The sequence below is a fragment of the Actinophytocola sp. KF-1 genome (genome assembly GCF_054661535.1).
Window position 1 is genome coordinate 685,937 of sequence record NZ_BAAFVK010000002.1, and the last position, 25,976, is coordinate 711,912.

The window sequence follows — 25,976 nt, forward strand, 5'->3', positions numbered from 1 at the left end:
ATGACGCTGTTCCACGCCGCGAGCCGCGAGGCGCTCGCCACCGCAGAGCAGAAGCTGCTCGCGGTGCTGAGCGCCAAGCCGGCCGCGCGGGCCAAGGGCGTGTCCGCCGAGCAGCTCGGTGACGAGCTGCTCTCCGTCGTGCGGCTGCTCGACGGGGAGATCGGCCTGCGCCGCGTGCTCGGTGACTCGTCGGCGGAGCGGGAGCGCCGCGAGGCACTGCTGACCCAGCTGCTGTCCGGCAAGGTCAGCGCGCAGGCGCTGGAGGTGCTGACGGCGGCCGTCGGCGAGCGGTGGTCGACACCGCGTGAGCTGGTCGACGGCCTCGACGACCTGGGCCGCACCGCACTGCTCGTGCACGCGGAGCAGGAGGGCCGCCTGGACGCGGTGGAGGACGAGCTGTTCCGGTTCAGCCGGATCGTCGCCGCCGACAGCGAGCTGGAGCGGGCGCTGTCCGACCGGACCGCGCCCCCCGCGAGCAAGGCCGCGCTGGTCCGCGACCTGATCGGCGAGAAGGCCGACGGCGTCACCCTCCGCCTGGTCGAGCAGCTGGTGACCACCCCGCGCGGGCGGGCGGTCGTCACCGGCCTCGGTGAGCTGGCCGCCGAGGCGGCCAAGCGGCGTGAGCGGTCCGTGGCCACGGTGGTCGCGCCGGTCCCGCTGACCGCACAGCAGGAGGAGCGGCTCGCCGCCACCCTGCAGCGCATCTACTCGCGGCCGATCGCGCTGCACGTCGAGGTCGACCCGGAGATCCAGGGCGGCCTGGTGATCAAGGTGGGCGACGAGGTCATCGACGGCAGCGCCACCGGCCGCATCGACGAGCTGCGCCGGCGCCTCGCGGGCTAGCACACCACGAACTTCTTGAGTTAGACACAGACGGTAGGAGCGGGAACGACATGGCGGAGCTGACGATCTCGTCGGACGAGATTCGCAGTGCGATCGACAACTACGTGTCCAGTTACTCGCCTGACGTCAACCGGGAGGAGGTCGGCCTCGTCGTCGACACCGGTGACGGCGTGGCGCACGTCGAGGGCCTGCCCTCGACCATGGCAAACGAGCTCCTCGAGTTCCCTGGCGGGATTCTCGGGGTCGCGCAGAACCTCGAACCGCGCCAGATCGGTGTGGTCATCCTCGGCAACTACGAGCAGATCGAGGAGGGCCAGGAGGTCAAGCGGACCGGCCGGATCCTCTCGGTCCCCGTCGGTGACGCGTTCCTCGGCCGCGTCGTCGACCCGCTCGGCCAGCCCCTCGACGGCCTCGGCGACATCGCCGCCGACGAGACCCGCGCCCTCGAGCTGCAGGCCGCCACGGTGGTCCAGCGGCAGCCGGTGGGCGAGCCGCTGCAGACCGGCATCACCGCGATCGACGCGATGACCCCGATCGGCCGCGGCCAGCGCCAGCTGATCATCGGCGACCGCAAGACCGGCAAGACCGCGGTCTGCGTCGACACGATCCTCAACCAGCGCGCGAACTGGGAGTCCGGCGACCCGGACAAGCAGGTCCGCTGCATCTACGTCGCGGTCGGCCAGAAGGGCACCACGATCGCGTCCGTGCGCAAGGCGCTCGAGGACAACGGCGCGCTGGAGTACACCACGATCGTCGCCGCCCCGGCGTCCGACTCCGCGGGCTTCAAGTGGCTGGCCCCCTACACCGGCTCGGCGCTGGGCCAGCACTGGATGTACCAGGGCAAGCACGTCCTGATCGTGTTCGACGACCTGACCAAGCAGGCCGAGGCCTACCGCGCCCTGTCGCTGCTGCTGCGCCGCCCGCCGGGCCGCGAGGCGTTCCCCGGCGACGTCTTCTACTTGCACTCCCGCCTGCTGGAGCGCTGCGCGAAGCTGTCCGACGAGCTGGGTGGCGGTTCGCTGACCGGTCTGCCGGTCATCGAGACCAAGGCGAACGACATCTCCGCCTACATCCCGACGAACGTCATCTCCATCACCGACGGGCAGTGCTTCTTCCAGTCCGACCTGTTCAACTCGGGTCAGCGCCCGGCGGTCGACGTGACCACCTCGGTGTCCCGCGTGGGTGGTGCCGCGCAGATCAAGGCCATGAAGTCGGTCTCCGGCTCCATGCGCATCGACCTGTCGCAGTACGAGGAGCTCAAGGCGTTCGCCGCCTTCGCCTCCGACCTCGACGCCGCGTCGCGCGCCCAGCTGGACCGCGGTGCCCGCCTGTACGAGCTGCTCAAGCAGCCGCAGTACTCGCCGGTGCCGGTCGAGCAGCAGGTCGTCACCGTGTACCTCGGCACCAACGGCCACTACGACGACGTGCCGGTCGAGGACGTCGCGCGGTTCAACCGGGAGCTCCTGGAGAACCTGCGCCACAAGCACGAGGGCATCCTCGCCGAGATCCGGGACACCGGTAAGTGGACCGACGACCTCGCCGAGCGGGCCGTCAACGCGACCAAGGAGTTCAAGAAGGGCTTCACCACTTCCGAGGGCAAGACCCTCAACCAGGAAGAGGCCGAGGCCATGGCCGCTGACGAGGTCGGGCAGGAGACCGTCAAGGTCAACCGCCCGGCCCCGAAGAGCTGACCGGACGGAAGTAGATGGCCGCACAACTTCGCGAACTACGGTCCAAGATCCGGGCGACCAAGTCCATCGGCAAGATCACCAAGGCGATGGAGCTCATCGCCACGTCGCGCATCAGCAAGGCGCAGGCGCGGGTGGACGCGTCCCGGCCGTACGCGGAGGAGATCACCAAGGTCCTCTCCGCGCTGGCCAGCGCAGCCACCACGCTCGACGACCCGCTGCTCACCGAGCGCCCCAACCCCAAGCGGGTCGGCGTGCTCGTCGTGACCAGCGACAAGGGTCTCTGCGGTGCCTACAACGCCAACGTGCTGCGTGCCGCCGAGGAGCTCCAGTCGCTGCTGCGCGAGCAGGGCAAGACGCCGGTGCTGTACGTGATGGGCGCCAAGGGCGTCGGGTACTACCGGTTCCGCGACCGCAAGGTCGAGGAGAGCTGGACCGGCTTCACCCAGGTGCCGCGGTACGAGAACGCCGCGGAGGCGGGCAAGACCCTGGTCGCCGCCTTCAACGCGGGCGCCGACGACGAGGGTGACGAGGCGGGTGCCGACGGCATCCTCGGCGTCGACGAGCTGCACATCGTGTACACGGAGTTCCGCTCGATGCTGTCGCAGGTGCCGGTGGCCAAGCGGATCGCGCCGCTCGAGGTGGAGTACGCCGAGGAAGGCGCGGAGGCCCCGAAGAGCGACATCATCCCGTCGGCCTACTCGTTCGAGCCCAGTGCCGAGGCGCTGCTCTCCGCGCTGCTGCCGAAGTACATCAACACCCGGATCTACGCCGCGCTGCTGGAGTCGGCGGCGTCGCAGCTGGCCGCGCAGCGCAACGCCATGAAGTCGGCGTCGGACAACGCGAACGACCTGGTGAAGACGTACACCCGGCTCGCCAACCAGGCACGTCAGGGCCAGATCACCCAGGAGATCAGCGAAATCGTCGGCGGTGCGGACGCACTCGCCTCGGTAGGAAGTGAAGACTGATGACGACAACCGAGAACGCCGCCAAGGGCCGCATCGTGCGGGTGACCGGTCCTGTGGTCGACGTCGAGTTCCCCCGTGGCCAGGTGCCCGGCCTGTTCAACGCGCTGAAGACCGAGATCACGTTCGAGGAGCTGAAGAAGACGGTGACCCTCGAGGTCGCCCAGCACCTCGGCGACAACCTCGTGCGCACCATTTCGCTCCAGCCGCAGGACGGCCTGGTCCGCGGTGCCGAGGTGCTCGACACCGGCGCCGCGATCTCCGTGCCGGTCGGTGAGAAGGTCAAGGGCCACGTCTACAACGCCCTCGGCGAGTGCCTCGACCAGCCCGGCTACGCGTCGGACTTCGAGAAGTGGGAGATCCACCGCAAGCCGCCGGCCTTCGACCAGCTCGAGGGCAAGACCGAGATGCTGGAGACCGGCCTCAAGGTCATCGACCTGCTGACCCCGTACGTGACCGGTGGCAAGATCGGTCTGTTCGGTGGCGCGGGCGTGGGCAAGACGGTGCTCATCAAGGAGATGATCACCCGTGTGGCCCGCAACTTCGGTGGCACCTCGGTGTTCGCCGGTGTCGGTGAGCGCACCCGTGAGGGCACGGACCTCTTCCTGGAGATGAGCGAGGACGGCGTCATCAACGACACCGCGCTCGTGTTCGGTCAGATGGACGAGCCGCCGGGTACCCGCATGCGGGTCGCCCTGTCGGCGCTGACCATGGCAGAGTACTTCCGCGACGTCCAGAACCAGGACGTGCTGCTGTTCATCGACAACATCTTCCGCTTCACCCAGGCGGGTTCCGAGGTGTCGACCCTGCTCGGTCGCATGCCCTCCGCCGTGGGTTACCAGCCGACGCTGGCGGACGAGATGGGTGAGCTGCAGGAGCGGATCACCTCCACCAAGGGCCGGTCCATCACCTCGATGCAGGCGATCTACGTGCCCGCGGACGACTACACCGACCCGGCCCCGGCGACGACGTTCGCCCACCTGGACGCCACCACCGAGCTGTCCCGGTCGGTGTTCCAGAAGGGCATCTTCCCGGCGGTGGACCCGCTGGCGTCGACGTCGACCATCCTGGACCCGGCCATCGTGGGCGACAAGCACTACGCGGTCGCGTCCGAGGTCATCCGCATCCTGCAGAAGTACAAGGAACTGCAGGACATCATCGCGATCCTCGGCATGGACGAGCTGTCCGAAGAGGACAAGCTGACGGTGCAGCGCGCCCGCCGCATCGAGCGCTTCCTGTCGCAGAACATGCTGGTCGCCGAGGCCTTCACCGGCCAGCCGGGTTCGACGGTCCCGCGCGAGGAGACCGTGGAAGCCTTCGACAAGATCACCAAGGGCGACTTCGACCACTACCCGGAGCAGGCGTTCCTGGGCATCGGTGGCCTGGAGGACCTGGAGAAGAAGTACAAGGAGATCACCAAGAAGTAGGTGCACCTCCTGCCACGCGAACGCCGCGCTCCCATCCGGGGGCGCGGCGTTCGCCGTTCCCGGCCCCTGTGGACAACTCCACTGACCACCCGGTTCTGTCGGTGGTGGCCGCTAGGCGAACTCCTATTTGCCGACATAGAGTCGGTGCATGGGGATACGGAAGAACGTTAGCGCAGGTCAGAGCGCAGGTGTACCGGCTGTGCCGCCGCCTGTGCCGGTGTTTGACTCGTATGGGCGGTTGTCGAAGAACCCGACGACGGGTGAGTTCGAGAAGATCGAGACGCAGTGGGCGGACAACCGGAAGGTGATTGACCGGTTGGGCGGCACGCTGGGCCTTGAGTTGGACGACGGGTTGTCGGCGTGGAAGAAGAACGTGCGCCGCCCCGGGTGGACGAAGCTGTTGGAGCGGGTGGCGTCGGGTGCGTCGGACGGGATCGTGGTGTGGCACTCCGACCGCCTGTTCCGGCAACCGCGTGATCTGGAGAAGTTGATCGATCTGGCGGACAAGGGGTTCCTGGTCGTCAGTGCGCACGGTTCGCGTGATCTGACGGATCCGGATGACCGGTTCATCCTGCGGATTGAGGTCGCGCACGCGGCGCGGTCGTCGGATGACACGTCGCGGCGGATCAAGCGCCGGTTCCGCACGTTCCGAGAGAACGGAGTCGGGCATATCGGCGGGCCGCGCCGGTTCGGGTGGCCGGGCCGTGACCTGACGTGGACGCCCGGTGAGGGCGAGACGGACGATGACCGGCCGATGGTGCCGGACGCTCTGGTGGAGCGGGAACGGCGCGCGTTGGTGGATGCGACGGATGCGGTGTTGTCGGGGATCTCTGAAGCGGTGATCGCGCGGGAGTGGAACGACGAAGGCTTGTTCACGGCGGAGGGCCGTGGGTGGGTGCGGTTGACGGTCAAGTCGGTGCTGTCCCGTGCCACGAACGCCGGACTGATCGAGTCCGATGGGGAACTGGTGGCGACGATGCCGGGTGACCCGATCGTGGACCCGCGCAAGTTCGACCTGTTGCGCTCCAAGTACGCCGCCCGCCGCAAAGGACGCGTCGCCGGAGAGGTCGGCCCCGGGTACGTCGGTACCGGGATCATCCGGTGCGGTGAGCCCGACTGCGGCACGAGGATCACAGCTCGCAACGGCGACGGCTTCTACCGCGACCTCCCGTGGACGCCGCAGCTTGCCCGCGCTCTCCAGGACGCCCTGGAGATGACTGACGCCGCGTTCGCGGCCCACCTTAGCGTCACCGTGCGCACGATCACCTCATGGCAGCAGCCCGACGCCACGATTGGTGACGCCACGATCTGCGCGGCCCTGGAAACGGCGGCACAGCAGGCGTCCATCAGCGTGAAGAAGCGTTTCGCCCAGCGCGCGAACATCCCGGTGCGGAAGAAGTACTACACCTGCGACAAGGAACGTCGGGGATGCGGCAAGGTCAACGCCGACCTCCGCGCGGTGGACCAGGAACTACGGACCTATGTGATCATCCGCCTGTCGGACGACAGGTACGCCGCCGCTGTCGAGGCGGCACGCGCGCAGGTCGCGGACCGGCTGTCCGGGATCAACGCCGAGATCGCCGAGTACGAACAGTTCCAGGAGGCGGTGTCCGAGCGGTTGGGACGTCGGGAGTTCAAGACCATGGCCGCGTTCGACAAGGCCAACAAACCCCTCGTGGACGCCCTGGATCGGCTCTACGCCGAACGCGAGACCCTGTCAGGCGGCTCACTCGAAGGGCCGACCAAGGCCCAACCGGCGGCAGCGATCGCAGCGCAGTGGGACGACGCGGACAACTCCGAACGCCGGTCCATGCTCGCCAAAGCCCTGGGCGGCTCCACCCTGTACCTGGACAGGTACGTCAAGCGTCCCGGCCCCCGCGTGTTCGACCGGAATCGCCTGCGCCTGGTCTACCCCGACGGCACCACCCTCACCCTGGGCCAACTCACCTAACCCAGCCGATCTCCAGCAGCGCAAACACCGCGAACGGCGCACCTCTCGACATCCGAGGGGCGCGCCGTTCGCATTGGCGGAGGGTCACCGTTGCGACCGCTGGCCGCGTCGAGCACGTCGAGCATCGATGCGGCGCAGCACGGCCCCCACCGCGGCGATCTCCTCCGGAGTCATCGGCGGCTGGGCGGCGACCGCCCGTTTCCAGTACCGGTACGACTCCGGATCGATACCCGCGTCTCGTGCTTCCTGATCATCATCGCTTCCTGGATTCTGCGTTGGGTTGGGTGGTGTAGTTGGCGATGGGTCAGTCGTCGTGACCACCCCCGTCCGTGACGGCATCCTGGGTGTGTCTCGGTTGTGGTGGTGTGGAGGGCGTTTCTGCCCGGTTGTGACGGCGTTCGCGACCGGCGCGGTTGCCGTCACAGCTCTCGTTTCCGCTGGTAAAACCGTGTTCAGTGCTGTCACTGCGGCTGTGACGGCATGACGGCATCAACGGCCGTGCGTGACGGCATTCCGGGCGTGCCGTCACAGCTCACCGTCCGTCGGCTCTGACGCCCCACGGTCCTGGAGAGCCGTAGCGGTAGCGAGGAGATCGGCGACCAGGTACCCCCGGATCTGTCGAGCCCTGCCGTCCTCGGCGGTGACGCGATCACGGGTTGACTGGCATCCCAACTCGGCAAGCCTGCGACCCAACCACGCCGAGTCGAAGTCGAGCACCTCGGCGAGTTCAGCCGTGGCGAGAAACTCTGGTTCCTCCGCGAGTCCGTCAAGGTGATCAACGATGGCGGCCAGGGGTTCCGGTACCCGGTCTGACCGCGACGGTCGTGCTGCGCCTGCACCGATAGCGCGGACGGCCGCTGAGTGGTCGAGTTCGGGCGTTGCGCTGTCGAGGTGTTCGCCTGCCGCGTGGCCGGTCAGAGTGCCCTCGGCTTCCCGGAGCGCCCGGCCGCGTCGGCAGATGGTCTGCCAGTCCTCGTTAGGCATGTAGTCGGTACGCACGGTCAGCGCGAGTACATCGGCACCGGCTTGGGTCTCTCCGTCCGGCCGCAGGATGCCGACACCCTTGTGTGAGGCGAGTAGACGGGAGGAGTCGTAGCCGCGTGTGTTCATCTGTTCGCCGAGCACGATGTTGGAATCACGCCAGTCCATCACCCGCAACGCGAACCGCGACCCGACCACGGCGCGCAGACCGGACGGGATTGTTTTGGAGTCCGGCCGTTGCGTGGCCAGGACGACCACGATCCCGGCCGCTGGTCCTTTCTTGACCAGCCATGTCAGCAGCTCTCCGACGTACTCCCCGGCCGTGAGTTTCTTGTCCTCCACGGTGTACGGCGTGCGGTCTTCCAGGGGTACCTGTACCTCGTCGATGAACACGGCCGTGACCGGCATGTTCAGTTCCCGGTCCCGTGACATCGCCGGAGTCACCTTCGACTCGGGACACGTCACGTCGTCCAGGTCCCGCATCCGCCGGTAGCGGCCCTGCACCTCGGCGACCAGTTCGACTAGCCACTCCACCAGCGCCAGCGTGTGCGCCGGTTCGTCGCCGGACAGGAACCGGTGCGCCACCAGGCCAGCGGCGTCCCAGTCCTTCCCTCCCTTGAAGTCCGCAACATACAGCCGGGTGTGCGGGTCCAGGATCAGGCCCGCGGCCGGTAGCCGCGCGGCGAATGTCTTGCCCTGCCTGGGAATCGCACCGATCAACAGCGACGTCCACACCAACGCCAGCGTGATGGCGCGGTTGCGTGCGTCGCGGCCGAAGGGCACCGATCGCCACGCGTCCCACCGCGCCACCGCCAACAGCGGTGTCCGGGTTGGTGGTGTGGCGTAGGGGTCTGAGTCGGCAACCCACATGGACACTCGTCCGGCGTGGCCGCCGTTGCCGCGCACGCGTTCCACGATGAGCTGGACCTCGTCGACGGCGAGTGCGGACGCTAGGGCTTCCCGGTTCTTGATCACGTCCGTGGCCTTGCGCGTCGCGGGCAGATCGACGGTGATTGCCCACCCTTCGCCGATCCGGGTGGCGCGTTCGACGAGCCGGAGGGTTTCGTCCTTGCCGATCAGTTTCGCGTCCCGGAACGCGTCGACCAGGACTTGCGGGTCCATCGTCCATGTCAGCGTGCGCGGCCCGGCGAGCACCGCCTTACGGCCCGGGCTGCCGTCCTTGCGCCGCCCCAGCACTGCCAACGCCACCGACACGACAGCACCCGCGATCCACAACGCCCGGCCGCCGTACACCAGATCGGCAACCAGCAGGCCGAGAGCGCTCACGACCGCCACGGTCCCGGTCACCTTCCAGCGGAACAGCGTGAGCGCGCGGATCTCGGCGAACTTGTCCGCCAACTTTTCCGACGACTCGGCGGCCTCGCGGAAGTCCCGCACGGTCACCCACCGACGCCACGACCGGCATCCCGCCACCAGACCGCGCACTACCGCGCCGAGGAACCGGAACGGTGCCCGCACCAGAGAGGCCGCGAGATCCCTTGCCGCCTGCCGCGCGTGTCGTCGACTCTTCATCCACACCGGCACGCGCGGGGACAGCAGCCACCACGACAGCCACCACTTCGTGAACCGGTCCAGTTTCGGCGTGACGTACGTCGGTGCTGGCGGGTCGTCGACCAGCTCCGCGTCATACACCGGGTCACCAGGTACGACGTCCCGTGACTCGGCCGGTACGGGCAACGTCTCGTGGTCGTCCATGGCCGACTCGTGAGCGTTCATGGACGACCACCGACCTCATCGGCAAGCATCCGAGCGACACGCGGAGCCAGCCCGCGCGAGCATCCGGTGACGTCACGCACCCACGCCGACGAGATCACCACGCCGGGCGACCATGCGGCACGCGCGTCGCCGAGGTAGTCAGCGAACAGCTTCCGAGGAGCCGCCGACCGTTCCGGTTCACGAGTGAGCCGGCCGCCAGCCTCGGCGTACGCGACCGTCACGGCCTCGGTCATCTTGTCCCGGAGATCGGTGATCGCCTCGGCCGCCGCGAACACGACCAACGGCGGCACCGAGTGCAACACGATCGCCGCGAGTGACCCGGCCGCGTAAGACGCCCAGGTGTTCATGACGTAGGTCGCGGTCAGCGTCAGCCACTTGGCTCGCCGCACCCACGGCCCGGTCCGCACCCGGTACCGCGCGGTCACCTGCTCAGCCCGCAGGATCGCCACCAAGATCAGTGACACTGTCGGGTCGAGTACCCACGCGGCCAGCCAGGCGAGTGACCACACCGGACTCCCGGCCGAGGCGAACCCCTGAACGTTGGTCATCGTGAACGCCAGGCCGAGCACGATCCCGGCCCAGCACATCCGGTCCACTTGCGTCCGAACGCGCTCGATTCGCATGGCAACTACGTCCGGGTGTGTCAGGTAGGCGCGTACCTCGGCCGCCTCGGCGGCATCCTGAGCAAGCTTCTGCGCCGTGGTCAGCGGCACGTGCTTCGCGTCCTGTGCCGTCATCGCCGACCGTCCCTGTCCCAGGTGGTCACGGTCAACGCCCTGGTGAGCGTGTAGGAGGCGAACAGCGCCGGTACGCCGAGCACCGCGAGAAGCAACCACCGGTTCGCCGAGGCGTAGGTGATCACCACCCACTGGACGCCCACGATCAGACCGGCCGTGACCAGCACCCGGCCGCCGAGCGACAGCAGCCGGGCACTTGATCGGGCGGCCTTGGCCGCGGCCTTTGCTCGACGAGTGCCAGCCCGCCAGATCATGAACAGGGACACGAGCGCGCCGAGCCCGGCGAGCAGTTCTGTAGGTCCGAGGTTGAGCGTCATGGCCGCTCACCGCCGTGGCGTCGAGCGAGCCACACGGGGTAGAGCGCCCGAAGGTCCTCGGCGGGCAGGGCACCCCACACGCCGAGCGACTGGCCGCCGTGTGTCCGTAGCTCCAGTTCCAGGCAGGCCCACCGTGCGGTGCAGCCTGCGCAGATCCGCGCGGCCAACTCGCGGTCGGTCAGGTCGTTGTTGGTCCAGTCCGGTTCGAGGTTGTTGGTGTAGAGCCACGTGCAGGTGCCCTCACCAGTGACGATGTCCAACAGGACGTCGTCGGGGACGTGCTCGAACCGGTCGAGCCGAGCAGCCAGCTCCTCGAAGTAGCTCATGCCTGCTCACCTCCGGCCGACTCGTCGAGCAGCCGTTTCACCACGTAGTCGGGCACGACCAACCGGGAGCGCCGCCGGACGGCTGGGATAAGGCCGAGTCGGATGGCTCGGCTCACGGTCGAAGGGGATACGCCGAGGAGCCAGGCGGCCTCGGCGACGCTGTAGTACTTCGGTCGCCCGGAATTGGGTATAGGTGTGCTCATGACGGAATTCCTTAAAGTCAGAATGATGATTTCAGCACTATGCTGATGATTTCAGCGCCAAAGAGAGCGCAATGGTTCGCCCGCGCCGCGAAACGCGCGGGTATTGAGCCGCGGAATGAACGAAAGGCGCTAATCTCAGCGCTGAGGCGGAGCGCGGAGGAATGGGTGCCGGAAGACTGGGCTGCGGTCGCGAAGGCGATCAACGAGCGTGTGAACGAGTTGGGCTGGCGTCAGCGCGAGCTCGCGGAACGCTCGCGCGTGTCGCAGGCGATCGTCCGTGAGCTTCAGCACCACACGGTCGAGCGGCGACGCAGTACCCGCACTCTCGCGTCCTTGTCGATCACACTCGGCTGGCACCCGGAGCATCTGGACGCCGTCCTGCATGGTCGCCAGCCACCAGATGTGGACGACCAGGTGCCCGACCGCACGGACACCCTCTGGTCCCGCCTCGACTCCCTCGAACAGCGCCTGGACGAGATCACAGAGCGCCTCGACGACCTGAAAACTGATCTGTCGACGGTCATCAAGACCGTGAAACCCGGCAGGTAGAACCGTGCGGTTTCGGCTGCTGATCCGTGTGCTTTCCATGGCTTCAATTCCACGGCGAAATGGCCGGGGAACCGATGGGGAACCATTGCGGAAGCAGTGCGGAACCGGTGCATAACTCGACGACGGGGGCGATACGTGGGATCGGGAGACGGGTGGTCCGGCGAAACGGCATGCGCGTTGCAGAAGGCGATGGGGCTCAGCAACGAAGCGTTCGCTAAGCGGCTCGACATCGGTCTCCGCACGGTTGCCGACTGGCACCGTAAGCCGACCATCCGTCCGCAGTCGGGCATGCAAGAGACCCTGGACGCGGCGCTTGAACAAGCGTCACCGGCGGTGCAGGCACGGTTCGCCGCGCTCACGGGCGACTCGTCCGGACAGGACAGCCCGACGGCTGACGCTGAGCACCGGCTCAGCGCGGACCCGAGTATCAGCGCGGCGCTGCACTGGCTCGACCAGCACGCAGGCTGGGAACCCGGCACCGCCCGGCAAGACGTGGCCGCGCGACTGTCGAACATCGACGTGCGACAGCTCCAGGACAGAGGCACCCGGCGAGCCCGTGTCAACCAACGGCGGATCGCCGAGGTACTCGGCGACTACTACAGCGACCGACCCGCCGGATACGGCCAGTACGCCGCTAACGAGTCCCTGACCAGCGTCCTCACGCACGCCGAGTGGCTCGACCTCGACTGCTCGCTCATGCCGCCGAGTGACCGGCTCACGGTCACGAACACGGCCGCTGACCTCGACCTGTCCCTAGACGGTGAGATGGCAGGCCGAGCCGCTCAGCGCCTGGCGGAGACGCTCGCGCTGAACATCCGTCTCGTGGACAGCCCGTTGTTCCGGCTCGTTGGGATCGAACCGAGGAAGGGTGCGATCAGGGGAAGGGCCGAGGTCACCCGCTTCGTGCGGTACGCCCTGACCATGGACCTACTCGAAGGCGAACTGGTCGACGCGATCGCGGCCGACTCGCCGGTCTCGCCCGGCTCACTGCCGCTACGCGACGCCTACCTCCCTGACCTGGCGTCAGTGCTCGATCTGCCCGACCGTCTCTGCTGCGGCGGCACGCTGGCGCTGTGCGCGATTGCGCGGCCAGCGGACCCGTTCCGCGGCCCGGCGGACTATGTTCTTCTGGTGCAGGAACGCTCAGGCCACGTCGTCAACGCCGCACGACGGCTGGCCGTGATCCCGAAGGGCTTCCACGAGCCCATGACGGACTACCGAGCAGACGCACACCTCGGCGCGACGCTGCGCCGTGAGATGGAAGAAGAGCTGTTCGGCCGAGACGACATCGACAGCACCGCAGGTGAACAACTTCGCGCGGACCCGATGCACCCGAGCCGCTTGTCAGAGCCCATGCGATGGCTCATGGACCACCCGGGCCAACTTCGCATGGAGTGCACGGGTTTCGGCCTCAACCTGGTGAGCGGCAACTTCGAGTTTCCCGGGCTGATTGTCATCGACGACGAGGAGTTCTGGACCCGCTTCGGCGGCCAGATTCAGGCTAACTGGGAAGCATCGTCGTTGCGCCAGTACTCCAGTCTTGACCGTGAGCTGCTCACTGAGTTGGCCGCTGACGACACGTGGAGCAACGAAGGACTGTTCGCGCTGTTGCAGGGATTCCGTCGGCTCAGCGAAGTGGGCGGAGACCGAATCGACGCGCCGACGATTGAATGGGAGATCCGCTAGTGGCCGCGAACTGGTGCTACGGGAACGCCGCCGAGGACACAAAGGACAACCGCGGCTGGCTTCTCGGTCATTTCATCGACCCGGCCGTGGGCGTGCGACACAGCAAAGATGTAGAGGTCAAGTGGGCCACGCACCCGGCTGGTGACCAGCGCCACGAGTGGACGACCGACGACCAACGAACCACACTCGTCGTGCTGATTCAGGGTGAATTCCGAGTGGACCTCACCGAGGGCAGCAAGGTCCTAGGCGCCCAGGGCGACTACATCATGTGGGGACCGGGCGTAGACCACTCGTACGAGGCACTGACCGACGCAGTCGTGATGGTGGTCCGCTGGCCGTCAGCAACGTAAGCTGACCTCCGGCAGACGTACACGGTTTCCACCGATCTCGCGCAGCCGAGGAATTCCTTGCAGGAAAGCAAAGAGCCCTTCGTTGCTCCACGACTCGTCCAGCACGAGCTTGCTGATCAGGTCACCGTCCAAACTGGAGTAAATCTGGAGTCCGGACGACTCCCAGTTGGCCTCAATGTTGCCGCCGAACCGAGGCCAGAACTCCTCGTCGTCGATCACAACCAGGCCAGCGAACTCGTAGTTGCCGCTGACCAGGTTCAGCCCGAACCCCGTGCACTCGGTCCGCAACCGATCGGGCGTGTCGAGCAGCCACCGCATCGGCTCAGACAACCGGCCAGGGTGCATCGGCGCAGCAGCCCGGCTGGTGGGCATCGTGCTGTCCACTTCGACGCGTCCGAACAGCTCCTCTTCCATCTCGCGTCGCAGCGTCACACCGATCCGCGCGTCGGCCCGCACGTCGTTCAGCGGCTCGTGGAAGCCTTTCGGGATCACGGCCAACCGCCCAGCGCCATTGACCACCTGCCCGGACCGCTCCTGCACAAGTAGCGCGTAGTCAGCCGGACCACGATACGGATCGGCTGGCCGCGCGATGGCACACAACCCAACTACGCCCCCGGCGCACAGGCGGTTCCGAAGGTCAAGCACGGAGGCTAGGTCCGGCAAACGGCGGTCTCGCAACGGCAGGTCTCCCGGCCGGACAGGCCGCCCGGCTGCCAACGCGTCGGCGATCTCGCGTTCCAGCAGGTCCATCGTCAGGGCATAGTCGCCGAACGGCACCAAGCCCACATCGCCCGAGATGACACCGCCGCGAATGTCAACGTTGAGCAACCGGTACAGCGGCTTGTTGGTCATCCGTACGCCCAACGTCGCAGCCTCGGCCAGCCGTTCCACGGCATGGTCGTCAACGTGAATGATCCGTCCGACGTTGTCCGGCTCGACATCGGCCAACACCACGCAGTCGGCGTCGGGCCCGAGCGGCAAGGCCAGTTCGGACCACTCCGGCCGAGTAAGGACCGAGGTCGCTACCCGCTGGCCTTCAACGTCCACGACGTACACCCGATGGGGCACGCCGTCGCCGTAGTACTCCGCCAACGCGTGGGCAAGCTGACTCCGGCCGACGCCCCGCAGCTTGAAGCCACGATCCCGCACTGCGCCGAGATCCCACGTCTCAAGGCGCTCAGCTACCCTCTGCCGCGTCGAGTCCGAGACCCAACCGACAAGATCCCCCACCGACTCGGCCCGCGAGGCACCTGGCTCCACGTCGCGTCGCCTAACAGTTGCTGCGCGACAGGCGGTCTCGGTCACCGGGTCGGATCCCGATGCTGACGGGATCGGACTACGTGACGTGCTCCCTGCCCGACGAAGAGGATAGAACCCAAGATCCGCATCGGTTGATGCACCGAGGACCGCACGAAAGGCGGTGCGGTACAAGCCTGTCGGCCACTGAATCTCACCTCGTTCGTACCGGCCGATAGCCCGTGCGTCGAGAGACGCGTAATGCTTCTTGGTCGTGCGCCACAAGTGTTCGTTTACCGCTTCTGCCAACTCTGCCCGGCTCATGCTGTAACCGGGCGTCGTCGGAGACGGCGTCGCCTCTCGCGCTGCCCGGAACTTTAGATTCGGTTCCGCGGACCGCGTCGTTTCAGTGCGAGAGTGCTGCTCCTCGCTGACGGTGTCTGCCACTCGATCTGAGTCGGTCGATAGGGTCTCGACCGGCGGCGACAGCAGCTCCTCGACACTCACTCCGAAGATCCGCTCAAGTAGCCGAGCCGTAGCCGGTCGAACAGCGCCGAGGGGCTCACCGCCAGTCCCACGGCCCGCAACAAGCCGCTGAAGATGCCGCAAGCTGATGGTGCCCGATTCGCCATGCTCCCGAGCGAAGACCTCGGCGAACTCGGCGAACTCCTCGAAGGTCTGACGCCGTTCTTTGATCATCTGCTCCAACAACGTCCGGTGCATAAGCATCCTCAAGCCCTCTCACTCGCACACTGTCGCGGCGACGTCGTGTCCATGTCGTACCAGCGACGTTGAGCTGACCACAAGCTGATGACACGGTGATTTCAAGTGAACCACAGCCGCCACCGAAGGTGACAAGGTCACCCAGCCCATGTCAGGTGTTAGGAACGGACCCACTATGGCGAATGGCCCAGATGCCCCACTGTCGGACAACGCCGCCGTGTCCGCACGTCTGGCCGCCATCGAAAAGCGCCTCGATGAGATCATTATGCATCTCGACGACATGAATCATCTCGTGTCGAAGCTTGGTCGTACACAACTCAACCGCCAACAGACCACTGACGGCTAAGATCTTGCGTTACGCAGAATCGATCGTCTAGAACCAGCCGACAGCAATGGCACGGGCGCGGACGCGGCAGCCCGATGGTGCGTTTCTGGGATGGCTAGAAGTCACCATCGACCTGTGTAACCGCTTAGGACAATCACGCCTTAGCGCGCCATCACAACCACACTAGTGATCGAACTATCCATGGCAGGAAAGTCGGTTGCCGACCGCGCTAATTAATCTGAGCCACGGGATGCTCGTCGCCCCGGCGAGATAGGAAGATTCGGCGCAGACTGACGCGTACGTGCCGGTGGATCGGAGACGGGTAACCGGCTGACCTGGGCCAGTTATGACCATTACATGAGGCTGACATCCAGGGCGTGCGGTTGCTCAGTGACGTCTGAACACTACGACGTACTCACGATCAATACTTGCCTGGTTGTGACGTGAATAGGACATGTAGCGATTCTTGATGGGGTAACTCAGGACCTCATCAAGAGTGAACTGATCCTCAGAAATCTCGGTGAACAGCCGCGCGGTCGGAATCACTTCCCCGTTCCACTGAGACTCGCCGACCACAAAGATCGCAGGCGAGCCGACGCTCAGGCGAGTCGCCATCTGTGCGAATACCTTGCGCATTGCCGTCACGTAATGACGAAAGTCTCCAGCTCGCTTCGGATGCTCGACACGAATCTTCTTCTCCCACTTGGCCGCCAGCGGACCCGGCTCCCAGGGCTCCTGCAACAAGGGATCTTTTGCTGCAATGTGCGGCCGACCAATGTAGTTCGGCAGGAGCTGCAAACGGTCAAGATGACTAACAGTTAGATCGAGCCAAAACATCTCCAACTGATGGCGGCGATAGTAGTCAACCGCGTTGTGATAAGGCGGCGAAGTGACGATCGCGTCAACGCTATGCGGCAGGCCGCGAGGAAACTTTTTCGCATCGCCCACCCAGACACGAGGCTCAGCAAAGGGATTGGGCAGTGCTGCGGCCCACTCCTCGACGGCTTCAATTATCTTCTTAACCGCGATTCTTAGCAGCGCGTACGGATTGACCAGTCTCCCCGCCGCGTCACGCTGCTTCATATGTGACGTATATTCCAAACCGGACACGGGCACTGGATCAGCATTCGAAGATTTTCTGATGATTGATGCAAACGCGATGAGAAGAAGATCTCGCGTACGCCGATCGACATCCAACTGCCTAATTACAGCAAGGATTCGGGCTAGGTCCACCACTACGTATGAACGGAACCAGTGCTGAAGATTCGGAATAGCTGGCAGTAGTAGACCTTCCTCTGCCGCAACCTTCTCAGCCTGCTCTGCCGTGATATCGCTGTGCATGAAGCGCACGTACTCCGCTTCTGGTCGCTCCAAGCTTGCCAGCCGCTCAAGCAGCGTTTTAGCCGCACGCTTTACCTTTGCGACGTTGTACTTGTAGGTCTTGGCGCGAGCCACGGCAACCGCCAAGGGGTCGACATCGACGCCAAGGCCAATCCGACCAGTCACGGCCGCCTCTACTAGCAGGGTCCCGGAGCCAACGAATGGGTCGAGCACGACGTTGTCCTCGTGTGTGTACCTGTTCAAGATCGCCGTGACCACTGGCGGATGGAACTTCGCTGGGTAGCGGAACATGTAGTGCGTTAGCCGTGGGAAGCGTTCGGCGGATAGCTTGAGCTCAGCTCGGTGCACACCACGACCAGCGCTTCCAGCCACGTTCGCCTCCTCGACGTCGAACGAGGGCCAGCCCTCCCGCAGGGCCAGCCCTCGAACCGCTCATCTGACAGTACCGGGTCAGGATGAGCGCCTGTCGATCGGTGCGCCACAGCAAGCGAGCCGTTGCGTACGGTAAGCCTGTAGTGCACCCTGGTTACAACCAGTGTTCAGTACATATGATATGCGAGCGACAAGAGACCTCGGTGATTGGGGGAGCGATGCCGGTCGATATCGGACTTGCGCTCGAATCCGCAGGGCAGGCAGAGGAGGATGCCGAAATCGTCCTCTCTAGCGAACTGGTTAGTCTCCTGAGTGCTCAGCTCTACCAAAGCCCTGTCAAGGCCGTTGAGGAGCTTGTCGTCAACTCCTACGATGCTGACGCCTCCAACTGCTGGGTACACGTCACGAGCGAGCGCATCCTTGTAATCGATGACGGCGTCGGTATGGATCACTTAGGAATCCGAGACCTCTGGCACGTCGGACATAGTACCAAGCGTGACGAGGCCGTCGTTAAAGCACGTAAGCGCAAGCAGATCGGTAAGTTTGGTATCGGCAAACTGGCGACGGCGGCCATCGCGAGGCGCGTCACATATATCACCAAGGCTGTTGGTGCGCCCATCACGCAAGTCCTGGCGACGAGTGTCGACTATTCGGTCTTCGAATCGCAGCCCTCTGGCGGAAAGCCAGTTGCTCTGAAGGTCCGTCGGATATCCGTGGATGAGGTACTTGCCCAAGCTGGCCTAGGTGATGACCTCAAACGTGCCAAATGCGATCAAGCCATTCTGTCCCGCATAGACCGCGGATGGACAATTGTCCTGCTTGAGGATCTCAAGCCAGATGCCCAGGAATTAAAGTCTGGACGCCTGAAGTGGGTCCTTTCTACGGCAATGCCGCTGCCGAAGGGCTTCGCAGTGTTCTTGAACGGCGATGAAATCAAGTCAAGCAAGGAGACAGCCGAGCGTATTGTCAGTTTTAACCTCAAGGACCTGCCCGCCGAGCGTCTTGCCAACCTGGAGAAGGCAACAAAGGAGACATGGGTAAGCGATACTGACGGTATCTCCTCTCCGAGTTTTCCTTCAGTCATCAAAGGAACCTCGTTCGTCACGAGACAAAGTCTTTACGGCAAAAGTGACGACCTAGCGCGGAGCCACGGATTCTTTATTCGGGTCCGCGGACGGCTGGTAAATCTGGACGATCCGCTTTTTGGGTTGAAACCATCCAGTCACGCCATTCTAAACAGATTTTACTGTGAAATCGAAGCCGATGACTTGGATGAGGTCCTTACCGCCCCACGTGAAGGCGTCGAACTCAGCGACATTCGACAGACATTTATAAAGGTGCTAAATGAAATCTTCAATCACGCCAGGGGTCTTTATGAAGCATGGGTGAAGGCTAACCAAGACGACAAGAGCAAGAAGAATAAGGAGTACGAACGAAACTACGTCAATCCGCGGCTAGTTGAGCGTCCAATCGCAGATGCATTGCTCGGCGCTGCCGAAGGTGCGGCCCTGGAGGCGGCCGCTCGCAAACAGGGCGATCTTTTCGGCGAGGACGATCGAGGGGATGACGAAGAACGGAGCCCAAGCCAAGCAGTGGCAGACGCTGGCTGGTTCTATCTCAGGCTGTCACCTGATTTTGACCTTAGCGAGCTTACCAAGAGCCTATACAGCGATGAACGTGTCGAATCTTATCGGTATGAGCGAACTTCTCTTGGGCGACCCGAGCCAATGGTGCGATTCGACCCGGCAAAATCGACGTTCCAAATTAACGTCGACCACGATCTAATTCGTGCGCATGATGACAGTCCCGATGCTCAAAAATTGGTCGAGGACGTCGTCACTGCGGAAGCTCTACTCGAAGTATATCTGCGCGAGGTCGGACTGAATGCCTTAATAATAGAAGAGATACTCTCGCGCAGAGATGAACTTTTGCGAAGTCTGACCAAGGATCGCATTTATTCTTTGAAGGCGATCGCACTGGAGCTACGCGACGCTGCAGACAATGAGACCGATCTTGAGGTTCAGTTGGTGGTGGCCGCAAGAGCACTTGGTTTTGTTGCGAACCATATTGGGGGCGTCGGCGAGCCTGATGGTATTGCACGCCTGATGCAGCATCCAGGCGGCGAGGTGAAGATCACTCTAGAAGCGAAGTCAAGCACGAGACCCACCGCTGGCTTGGCTGCAATTGCATTCGACGGTTTGCAGCAGCATATGGACGACCATAAAGCCGTAGGATGCTTACTCATTGCCCCTGGATACCCTGGCGGCTCTCAAGGTGAAAATGCTGCTGCTGCCAAGCGCGCCCAAACCGCGAAGGTATCTTGTTGGACAGTGGACCAACTTGCCCGCGTGATTGAGGCGGCAGAAGAGCGTCATATTGCCGCGAGCCGGATTCTAGAAGTGATTGTAAGCAAGTTTCGACCAGAGGATGTAACGAAGGCTGTTGAAGATTTGCTCAAGACGCCTGAGTACACAAGCATTGACCTCTACAGGGCAGTTCTACGTGCACTCCGAGGGCTGCACGGCAAAATGAAGGGTAGTCCGCGCACAGCTGAACTAATTACGGGCAGGATCGTATCTGAGCCTCAGTTCGAGAATATCGAGCAACCGGAAGTTGAGCAGGCTCTCCGCGACCTGGCGGGAGCAAGTCGAGGTGCGATGACCTATAACGCGACTTCTGGCCGCGTAGTAGTACATGTTGAACTCGATGAACTTGAGCGCCGCGCGAGCCGACTGTTGGGCATACCGGGACAACCGCGTCATACGGGCAAGTTCACGACTGGTGATCCGGACGCCCCGACAAGTTGAGCCCACCGTCAAGGACGAGCCTCGGGCGCGATGTACCTAGTTCTGTCATTGATGGATGTGGATGTCGTGACGAGGTCAACGCGGCGGACAGATGGACGCTTGAGGGTCCGGCAGGAGGCCATAATTGTTATACCGAAACGGCCGCTGATGGTTTGCCGTACCACTCAGCAACCTCCGGGGTTCCAGCCGACGCCGCACCCAGCAGACCCCGAGACAGCACCGAACGTTATGACGACATTGTCGTGGCGATGAGCGCCAGCACCACCAGTCGCGCTGTCTGGCCTCATAGGCCACCAGAATCCGCGAAGGCGACCGCGCCATCAACCGCATCGACTCTGGCCGAAGGTCCTTCGTACTGTTCTCGTTGGCGTACCCCCAGGTCACGATTATGTCACCAAATAGGCCCTAGCCTAGGCTGGATATCGGGGGCCGGAGGCCGCCCCCTGTGCCGCGCGCGGCTCCGAGGCGTTGGCCTGTGGACAACTCCGCGACGACGCCCCGGTTTTGTCGGTGCTGACCGTTAGGCTGGTTGTCGGGGGCCGGAGGCCATCGCCTGCGGCGGTGATGAGTGTGGTTGCTTGCAGTGCCGGTGGGTCGCAGTCGTGGGTGCGGGGTGCGGCTGTGGACAACCTCGGCGCGAGGCCCAGGTTTTGTCGGTGCTGACCGCTAGGCTGGTTGTCGGGGGCCGGAGGCCGTCGCCTGCGGCGGTCATGAGTGTGGTTGCTCGCAGTCCCGGTGGGCCGCAGTCGTGGGTGCGGGCTGCCGCTGTGGACAACCCCGGCGAGAGAGCCAAGTTCTGCCGGTGGCTGATTCTCGAGAGGCCGTCTCCGGCGATCACGAGCGTGGTCGGCCGCAACTCGGTGGTCCGCAACCATGTCGCCTGTGGACAACTCGGCCACGAGCGCCAGGCTTTGTCGGTGGTCGCCGCTAAGCTGGATGTCGGGGGCCGGAGGCCGCCCCCCACGGCTGAATGCCGCGACCGTCCCGATGGACGGTGGCCCTGGAGCCCGAGCCGCACCCTGTGGACAACTCCGCCGCGGGCACCACGTTCTGTCGGTGGCCGCCGGTACGCTGGAATTCGGGGGCCGGAGGCCACCCCGGATGCGAAACGGCGCGCCCCAAGGCCCAGGAGCGCGCCGTCCCACCGTCTCACCCCAGCCGCACGAAGTGGTCGCCCACCAGCACCTCGGTGGCGTTCGCGGGCAGCAGCGCCGCGTCCCGTCCCACGGCTCGCCACTCCTCGTCCGGCGACGTCCGGTAGCTCAGCTCCTTGCCCTTGTCCGCGACGACCCAGCCGCCGCCGTCGGGGATGCGGAACCGGATCGGCAGGATCGCGTCCGGGTCCACGACACCACCGTCGACCCTGACCACGTTGGGATCGTTCCCCTTCGGCACCATCCGACCGACCAGCCGGGGCTTCGTGCCGTCCTTCTGACTCTCCTTCAGGACGAGGACGCGACCGTCCGGGAGCCCCACGCCGATCGTCCACAGGCTGACCGCGGTGGCGTACTCAGCCGGGTAGAAGCGGTAGTACCCCCACATCCCCTCCAGCTCCCTGTCCGTCATCGCCACCCGCTCGCCCAGCCGCCACAGCACGCGGCCCCACGGCAGCAACGAGGACCGCACGCGATACGTCGGGTCGGGCAGCCGCAGCCGGAGCCAGATGCTCGCCACGGTCGGGTACACGGGGATGTGCGTCACGGCGAGCTGCGCGGGCGGGTCGCCGCCCTCGTAGACGAGCGCCGCCTGCGTCTCCGTCCTGCCCGGGGCGGCCAGGATGGCGACGCCGTCCACGGGCTTCACCGGCTGCCAGTCGAACCGCATCACCCTGGCCGACTTGTCGTAGACGGGGGCCGGGTCGTAGTGGAGCGGCTTGCCGCGGTCCACCACCAGCACGGTCCGGTCGTCCGGGCCGAACATGTAGTAGTTGGCCTGCCCGGGTCCGTCGACGCCGATCACCCGGGTGTTGACGAGCTTGAGCCGCCCGTCGCCGGGGTCGACAGCGACCAGGCCCTCCGCGGTCCGCTGACCTTTCTCGGTCACCTGGCTGTTCGGGTGCACGTACACCGGCTGCAGCACGACCGCCGCCCGGCCCGCCGGGGTGTTGCCCGCCCAGTACACGTGGGGCTCGCCGCGCACGTCGTCGTAGTACCGGTCCTTGGCCTCCGGCGCCGACGGCAGGTCCCGCTCCCACGCGCGGCGCACCTCGTCGAGAAATGCCTGGTCACCGGCCAGGTCGCCTTTGGTGGGCTGGGTCAGTCGCGCGTCGGCGACCGGCACGGCCGGGTCGTCCCGCAGCGTCACGACCGTCGCGCTCGTGGCCACGGCGACCGCCGCGACCACACACACGGCGACGGTCAGCCTGCGCCGTGCGCGTCGCCTGCGCCCGCCGCGCAGCACGGCGTCGGCGAACGCCGGGGGCACGTCCAGCCCGGCGGTCGCGCCGCGCAGGTGCTCGCTCAGTTCCGTGGTGTTCACGTGGTCGTCCTCTCGTGGACCGGGTCGGGGAGGTCGGCGTCGTCGAGCACCTCACGCAGGCGGGCGAGGCCCCGCGAGGTCTGGCTCTTGACGGTGCCGGTGCTGCAGCGGAGCGCCGTGGCGACGTCCGCCTCGGTCATGTCGTCGAAGAAGCGCAGTACCAGCACGGCCCGCATGCGGGGCGGCAGCGCGTCCAGTGCGCGCACGACCCGGTCCTCCTCGACGACCTGGTGCTCGGGACCCGGTGACAGGGGAGGGGCCTCGTCGTGCAGCGGCACCTCCCGCACCCGCCGCGACCGGCTCCGCCAGCGGTTGGCGGCGGTGTTCGCGAGCGCGGCCCTCAGGTAGGGCTCGGGCCGGCCCTTGATGCGCCGCCATTTCGGGAAGGCGCGTTCGAGCACGTCCTGCAGCAGGTCCTCCGCGGCCGCCCGGTCGCCGCCGCACAGAAGGAACGCGGTGCGCAGCAGCGCGGCGCTGCGATGTGTCACGAAGTCCGTGAAGTCGGCTTCGTCCATGTGCACCCCAGTTGATCGGTGACTCGTCTCACCCCGTTCAGACACCAGCCTGGCTGGGGAGGTTGAGAGCAGACCAATTAGACTTCGTGCGAAGACCCATACAAGGAGGTACCGCGTGGCCGAGATGTCCGTCCAGCTGGTCGCCGTGGAACGACGCCTGTGGTCGGGTACCGGCACGTTCGTCTCGGCGCAGACCACCGAGGGTGAGATCGGCATTCTGCCCGGTCACGAGCCCGTGCTCGGTCAGCTGATCGAGGGTGGCGTGGTCAAGGTGCGCACGACCGACGGCGAGACCGTCACCGCGGCCGTCCAGGGTGGGTTCCTCTCCGTGACCGGTGAGGCGGTACGCATCCTCGCGGAGTCCGCCGACCTCGCCGACGAGATCGACGTGGCGGCCGCGCAGGCCGACCTCAACTCGGACGACGAGGAGGTCCGCGCCAGAGCGCAGGGCCGCCTTCGCGCCGCGGGCCAGCGGGACTGACGGCCGGGCGAGCGGGGGCGGGCCGTGGACATCACCGTGGTGGTCGGAGCGGTCCTCCTGCTTGTCGCGGTTGTCCTCGTCTGGTTCACGGTCAGACGCCTGCGTGCGCTGCGGTCCGGCGGTGTGCACGCCGCGCTGCGCACGCGGCTCGACGACTCCGGCAAGGGCTGGCACCTCGGGGTGGGGCGCTACCAGGGTGACGAGTTCGTGTGGTTCCGCGTGCTCAGCCTGCGTCCGGGCCCCGACCGGGTGATCAGCCGCAGCGCGCTCGAGATCGCGGACCGCCGGGACCCGTCGGGGCCGGAGCTGTACAGCATGCCGCCGTCGTCGCACGTCCTGCGTTTCCGGGAGGCAGGCAGCGGGGCCGAGGTGGAGATCGCCATGGGCCCCGACGCGCTGACCGGCTTCCTGTCATGGCTGGAGTCCGCCCCGCCCGGCCGCCTGCCCTGGGCGTCCTAGCTCTTGTGCGCGCGTGCGGCGGCGAAGCAGTAGACGCCGAACGCCGCGAGACCGATCGCCACCACCACCAGCGCCACGGGCCCGAACGGCTGCGCTGCCAGCGTCTTGAGTGCACGGTCCAGGCCGCCGGCCTGCTGTGAGTCGTGCTGGAACGCGGCGATGCCGAGCAGCACGCCGACGATGCCGATGACCACGCCCTTGGCGATGTAGCCGAAGACGCCGAGCCGGCGCACCCACTGCTGCGTGCCGCGCGGCAGGTCGTGCATGTCGAGGTCGTCGAGGAACGACTTCTTCATGCCCTTTCTGACCTGCCCGACCGCGACGCCGATGACGATCGCCGCCACGATCCCGACGAGCACCTGCCCGGCGGGCAGCGAGAGCAGCTTCGCCGTGAACTCCTGCTGCTGCTGGTCACCGGACCCGCCGGAGCCGCCCGAGCCGCTGGACCCGCTGCCGGACACCAGTCGCCAGGCGTAGATGCCGAGCGCGACCCCGATGACGGCCTTCACGGCGGCGCCGATACGTCGTCGGGTCCGCTTGTTCTTCTTGGTGATCCAGTGGTACCCGATGGCGGCCTGCATGCCCTGCCAGATGCCGTAGGCGACGAGCCCGACGGCCAGGACCCACAGGACGACCGCACCGAACGTGCCGGATCCCACCTCCTGGACGGCGCCCTTCTGGTCGGCCTGCTCTCCGGTGTCCCCGAACGCCACGCGCACCGCGAGGTACGCCACGATCACGTGCACGAGCCCGTAGCAGACCATCCCGGCCCGCCCGAGCACCTGCGTCACCTTGTTGTTCTTCGCGCGGTGCGCGGACATAGAAACCATGCCCCGGGAACTACCCGGGTCAGCGGCTCCCGAACGGTCCGTTCGCAGTAATCAGCGTCCGCCACCGGGCTGCCACAGCACGTCCCCGTCCGGGTTGGCGACCCGGGAGAGGACGAACAGCAGGTCGGAGAGCCGGTTGAGGTACTTGGCGGCGAGGAGGTTGGTCCGTTCCCCGTCCGCTTCGACCAGCGCCCACGCACTGCGCTCGGCCCGCCGCGTCACCGTGCGCGCGACGTGCAGCAGCGCCGCCCCCGCGGTACCGCCGGGCAGGATGAACGACGACAGCTTCTCCAGCCGCCCGTTGAACTCGTCGCACCAGCCCTCCAGCCGGGTGACGTACTCCTCGGTGATCCGCAACGGCGGGTACTTCGGGTCCGGCACCACGGGCGCGCAGAAGTCGGCGCCGACGTCGAAGAGGTCGTTCTGCACGGCCCGCAGCACGTCCAGCAGCTCGTCGGACAACCCACCCATCGCCACGGCGACCCCGATGGCCGCGTTCGCCTCGTCGACGTCGGCGTAGGCCGCGAGCCGCGGGTCGGTTTTGGACACCCGCTGCCCGTCCCCGAGCGCCGTGGTGCCGTTGTCGCCGACCTTCGTGTACACGCGCGTGATGTGAACGGCCATGTCAGGCACACTACCGGCGGCTCAT

General features: G+C 65.8%; 22 protein-coding genes. 11 read left to right on the plus strand and 11 right to left on the minus strand.

All coding sequences use genetic code 11. The features are described from left to right. From ACYQ77_RS09065 to ACYQ77_RS09085, 5 genes are all read left to right on the plus strand, one after another. Complete coding sequence (locus ACYQ77_RS09065) at positions 1-843, plus strand: F0F1 ATP synthase subunit delta (RefSeq protein ID WP_459709341.1); 843 nt, start codon at positions 1-3, stop codon at positions 841-843. A gap of 50 nt (positions 844-893) precedes the next feature. After that, positions 894-2,534, plus strand: a complete 1,641-nt coding sequence (atpA, locus tag ACYQ77_RS09070; RefSeq protein WP_459709343.1) for a F0F1 ATP synthase subunit alpha — start codon at positions 894-896, stop codon at positions 2,532-2,534. Between the two features lie 14 nt (positions 2,535-2,548). Then, positions 2,549-3,499 carry a F0F1 ATP synthase subunit gamma gene (locus ACYQ77_RS09075; protein WP_459709345.1) on the plus strand — a complete coding sequence of 317 codons (951 nt, stop codon included), beginning with the start codon at positions 2,549-2,551 and terminating at the stop codon, positions 3,497-3,499. After that, positions 3,499-4,923 carry a F0F1 ATP synthase subunit beta gene (atpD, locus tag ACYQ77_RS09080; protein ID WP_459709347.1) on the plus strand — a complete coding sequence of 475 codons (1,425 nt, stop codon included), beginning with the start codon at positions 3,499-3,501 and terminating at the stop codon, positions 4,921-4,923. The genes ACYQ77_RS09075 and atpD overlap by 1 nt, the downstream gene beginning before the upstream one ends. Before the next feature lie 148 nt (positions 4,924-5,071). Next, positions 5,072-6,874 (plus strand): recombinase family protein, encoded by a 1,803-nt coding sequence (locus tag ACYQ77_RS09085; protein WP_459709349.1) that lies wholly within the window; start codon positions 5,072-5,074, stop codon positions 6,872-6,874. Between the two features lie 525 nt (positions 6,875-7,399). Here ACYQ77_RS09085 and ACYQ77_RS09090 read toward each other — a convergent pair. Genes ACYQ77_RS09090 through ACYQ77_RS09110 form a run of 5 tightly spaced genes read right to left on the minus strand, consistent with a single transcriptional unit; the run spans position 7,400 to position 11,175 of the window. Beyond that, positions 7,400-9,571: a cell division protein FtsK gene (locus ACYQ77_RS09090; RefSeq protein WP_459709350.1), complete on the minus strand. Its 2,172-nt coding sequence runs from the start codon at positions 9,569-9,571 to the stop codon at positions 7,400-7,402. A 17-nt stretch (positions 9,572-9,588) separates the two neighbouring features. After that, complete coding sequence (locus tag ACYQ77_RS09095) at positions 9,589-10,329, minus strand: hypothetical protein (protein ID WP_459709352.1); 741 nt, start codon at positions 10,327-10,329, stop codon at positions 9,589-9,591. Then, a complete protein-coding gene (locus tag ACYQ77_RS09100; protein WP_459709353.1) occupies positions 10,326-10,646 on the minus strand; it encodes a hypothetical protein in 321 nt (106 codons plus the stop codon). The genes ACYQ77_RS09095 and ACYQ77_RS09100 overlap by 4 nt, the downstream gene beginning before the upstream one ends. Next, positions 10,643-10,972, minus strand: a complete 330-nt coding sequence (locus ACYQ77_RS09105; RefSeq protein WP_459709354.1) for a WhiB family transcriptional regulator — start codon at positions 10,970-10,972, stop codon at positions 10,643-10,645. The genes ACYQ77_RS09100 and ACYQ77_RS09105 overlap by 4 nt, the downstream gene beginning before the upstream one ends. Further along, complete coding sequence (locus ACYQ77_RS09110; protein WP_459709356.1) at positions 10,969-11,175, minus strand: helix-turn-helix domain-containing protein; 207 nt, start codon at positions 11,173-11,175, stop codon at positions 10,969-10,971. Before ACYQ77_RS09110 ends, ACYQ77_RS09105 begins: the two co-directional genes overlap by 4 nt. Positions 11,176-11,340: 165 nt before the next feature. Between ACYQ77_RS09110 and ACYQ77_RS09115 the strand changes: the two genes are divergently transcribed. The 3 genes from ACYQ77_RS09115 (at position 11,341) to ACYQ77_RS09125 (ending at position 13,760) form a co-directional block, all read left to right on the plus strand. After that, positions 11,341-11,724, plus strand: a complete 384-nt coding sequence (locus tag ACYQ77_RS09115; protein WP_459709358.1) for an XRE family transcriptional regulator — start codon at positions 11,341-11,343, stop codon at positions 11,722-11,724. Between the two features lie 177 nt (positions 11,725-11,901). Continuing rightward, positions 11,902-13,410 (plus strand): helix-turn-helix domain-containing protein, encoded by a 1,509-nt coding sequence (locus ACYQ77_RS09120; protein ID WP_459709360.1) that lies wholly within the window; start codon positions 11,902-11,904, stop codon positions 13,408-13,410. Then, positions 13,395-13,760 carry a signal peptidase I gene (locus tag ACYQ77_RS09125; RefSeq protein WP_459709361.1) on the plus strand — a complete coding sequence of 122 codons (366 nt, stop codon included), beginning with the start codon at positions 13,395-13,397 and terminating at the stop codon, positions 13,758-13,760. The genes ACYQ77_RS09120 and ACYQ77_RS09125 overlap by 16 nt, the downstream gene beginning before the upstream one ends. Here the strand turns inward: ACYQ77_RS09125 and ACYQ77_RS09130 are convergent. Together ACYQ77_RS09130 and ACYQ77_RS09135 are read right to left on the minus strand one after the other, a co-directional pair. After that, positions 13,749-15,719 carry a hypothetical protein gene (locus ACYQ77_RS09130; protein WP_459709363.1) on the minus strand — a complete coding sequence of 657 codons (1,971 nt, stop codon included), beginning with the start codon at positions 15,717-15,719 and terminating at the stop codon, positions 13,749-13,751. The genes ACYQ77_RS09125 and ACYQ77_RS09130 overlap by 12 nt on opposite strands. A 712-nt stretch (positions 15,720-16,431) precedes the next feature. Next, entirely contained in the window at positions 16,432-17,757 is a 1,326-nt protein-coding gene (locus ACYQ77_RS09135) for a TRM11 family SAM-dependent methyltransferase (RefSeq protein WP_459709364.1), read from the minus strand. Between the two features lie 218 nt (positions 17,758-17,975). Between ACYQ77_RS09135 and ACYQ77_RS09140 the strand changes: the two genes are divergently transcribed. After that, positions 17,976-20,564 carry an ATP-binding protein gene (locus ACYQ77_RS09140; RefSeq protein WP_459709366.1) on the plus strand — a complete coding sequence of 863 codons (2,589 nt, stop codon included), beginning with the start codon at positions 17,976-17,978 and terminating at the stop codon, positions 20,562-20,564. Positions 20,565-21,713: 1,149 nt separating this feature from the next. Here ACYQ77_RS09140 and ACYQ77_RS09145 read toward each other — a convergent pair. Further along, the gene (locus tag ACYQ77_RS09145; protein WP_459709368.1) at positions 21,714-23,042 is read right to left on the minus strand and encodes a hypothetical protein; all 1,329 of its coding nucleotides are present in this window, start codon (positions 23,040-23,042) and stop codon (positions 21,714-21,716) included. After that, a complete protein-coding gene (locus ACYQ77_RS09150; protein ID WP_459709370.1) occupies positions 23,039-23,557 on the minus strand; it encodes a SigE family RNA polymerase sigma factor in 519 nt (172 codons plus the stop codon). The genes ACYQ77_RS09145 and ACYQ77_RS09150 overlap by 4 nt, the downstream gene beginning before the upstream one ends. 124 nt (positions 23,558-23,681) lie before the next feature. On the opposite strand from ACYQ77_RS09150, the gene ACYQ77_RS09155 reads away from it, so the two are divergent. Both ACYQ77_RS09155 and ACYQ77_RS09160 read left to right on the plus strand, forming a co-directional pair. Continuing rightward, positions 23,682-24,038, plus strand: coding sequence for a F0F1 ATP synthase subunit epsilon (locus tag ACYQ77_RS09155; RefSeq protein WP_459709766.1), 357 nt, complete (start codon positions 23,682-23,684; stop codon positions 24,036-24,038). Between the two features lie 24 nt (positions 24,039-24,062). Next, a complete protein-coding gene (locus ACYQ77_RS09160; RefSeq protein WP_459709371.1) occupies positions 24,063-24,497 on the plus strand; it encodes a DUF2550 domain-containing protein in 435 nt (144 codons plus the stop codon). Here the strand turns inward: ACYQ77_RS09160 and ACYQ77_RS09165 are convergent. Together ACYQ77_RS09165 and ACYQ77_RS09170 are read right to left on the minus strand one after the other, a co-directional pair. Next, on the minus strand, positions 24,494-25,327 hold the full coding sequence (locus ACYQ77_RS09165; protein ID WP_459709373.1) for a DUF1206 domain-containing protein: 834 nt from the start codon (positions 25,325-25,327) through the stop codon (positions 24,494-24,496). The two genes, ACYQ77_RS09160 and ACYQ77_RS09165, sit on opposite strands and share 4 nt — an antisense overlap. Before the next feature lie 51 nt (positions 25,328-25,378). Beyond that, positions 25,379-25,951: a cob(I)yrinic acid a,c-diamide adenosyltransferase gene (locus tag ACYQ77_RS09170; RefSeq protein WP_459709375.1), complete on the minus strand. Its 573-nt coding sequence runs from the start codon at positions 25,949-25,951 to the stop codon at positions 25,379-25,381. Positions 25,952-25,976: the final 25 nt, after the last annotated feature.

Excerpts from the sequence above, each read along its gene's own strand:
- ACYQ77_RS09065 (WP_459709341.1), top strand. The coding sequence starts at position 1 with ATGACGCTGTTCCACGCCGCGAGCCGCGAGGCGCTCGCCACCGCAGAG.
- atpA (WP_459709343.1), top strand. The coding sequence starts at position 894 with ATGGCGGAGCTGACGATCTCGTCGGACGAGATTCGCAGTGCGATCGAC.
- ACYQ77_RS09075 (WP_459709345.1), top strand. The coding sequence starts at position 2,549 with ATGGCCGCACAACTTCGCGAACTACGGTCCAAGATCCGGGCGACCAAG.
- atpD (WP_459709347.1), top strand. The coding sequence starts at position 3,499 with ATGACGACAACCGAGAACGCCGCCAAGGGCCGCATCGTGCGGGTGACC.
- ACYQ77_RS09085 (WP_459709349.1), top strand. The coding sequence starts at position 5,072 with ATGGGGATACGGAAGAACGTTAGCGCAGGTCAGAGCGCAGGTGTACCG.
- ACYQ77_RS09090 (WP_459709350.1), bottom strand. The coding sequence starts at position 9,571 with ATGGACGACCACGAGACGTTGCCCGTACCGGCCGAGTCACGGGACGTC.
- ACYQ77_RS09095 (WP_459709352.1), bottom strand. The coding sequence starts at position 10,329 with ATGACGGCACAGGACGCGAAGCACGTGCCGCTGACCACGGCGCAGAAG.
- ACYQ77_RS09100 (WP_459709353.1), bottom strand. The coding sequence starts at position 10,646 with ATGACGCTCAACCTCGGACCTACAGAACTGCTCGCCGGGCTCGGCGCG.
- ACYQ77_RS09105 (WP_459709354.1), bottom strand. The coding sequence starts at position 10,972 with ATGAGCTACTTCGAGGAGCTGGCTGCTCGGCTCGACCGGTTCGAGCAC.
- ACYQ77_RS09110 (WP_459709356.1), bottom strand. The coding sequence starts at position 11,175 with ATGAGCACACCTATACCCAATTCCGGGCGACCGAAGTACTACAGCGTC.
- ACYQ77_RS09125 (WP_459709361.1), top strand. The coding sequence starts at position 13,395 with ATGGGAGATCCGCTAGTGGCCGCGAACTGGTGCTACGGGAACGCCGCC.
- ACYQ77_RS09130 (WP_459709363.1), bottom strand. The coding sequence starts at position 15,719 with ATGCACCGGACGTTGTTGGAGCAGATGATCAAAGAACGGCGTCAGACC.
- ACYQ77_RS09140 (WP_459709366.1), top strand. The coding sequence starts at position 17,976 with ATGCCGGTCGATATCGGACTTGCGCTCGAATCCGCAGGGCAGGCAGAG.
- ACYQ77_RS09150 (WP_459709370.1), bottom strand. The coding sequence starts at position 23,557 with ATGGACGAAGCCGACTTCACGGACTTCGTGACACATCGCAGCGCCGCG.
- ACYQ77_RS09155 (WP_459709766.1), top strand. The coding sequence starts at position 23,682 with ATGTCCGTCCAGCTGGTCGCCGTGGAACGACGCCTGTGGTCGGGTACC.
- ACYQ77_RS09165 (WP_459709373.1), bottom strand. The coding sequence starts at position 25,327 with ATGGTTTCTATGTCCGCGCACCGCGCGAAGAACAACAAGGTGACGCAG.
- ACYQ77_RS09170 (WP_459709375.1), bottom strand. The coding sequence starts at position 25,951 with ATGGCCGTTCACATCACGCGCGTGTACACGAAGGTCGGCGACAACGGC.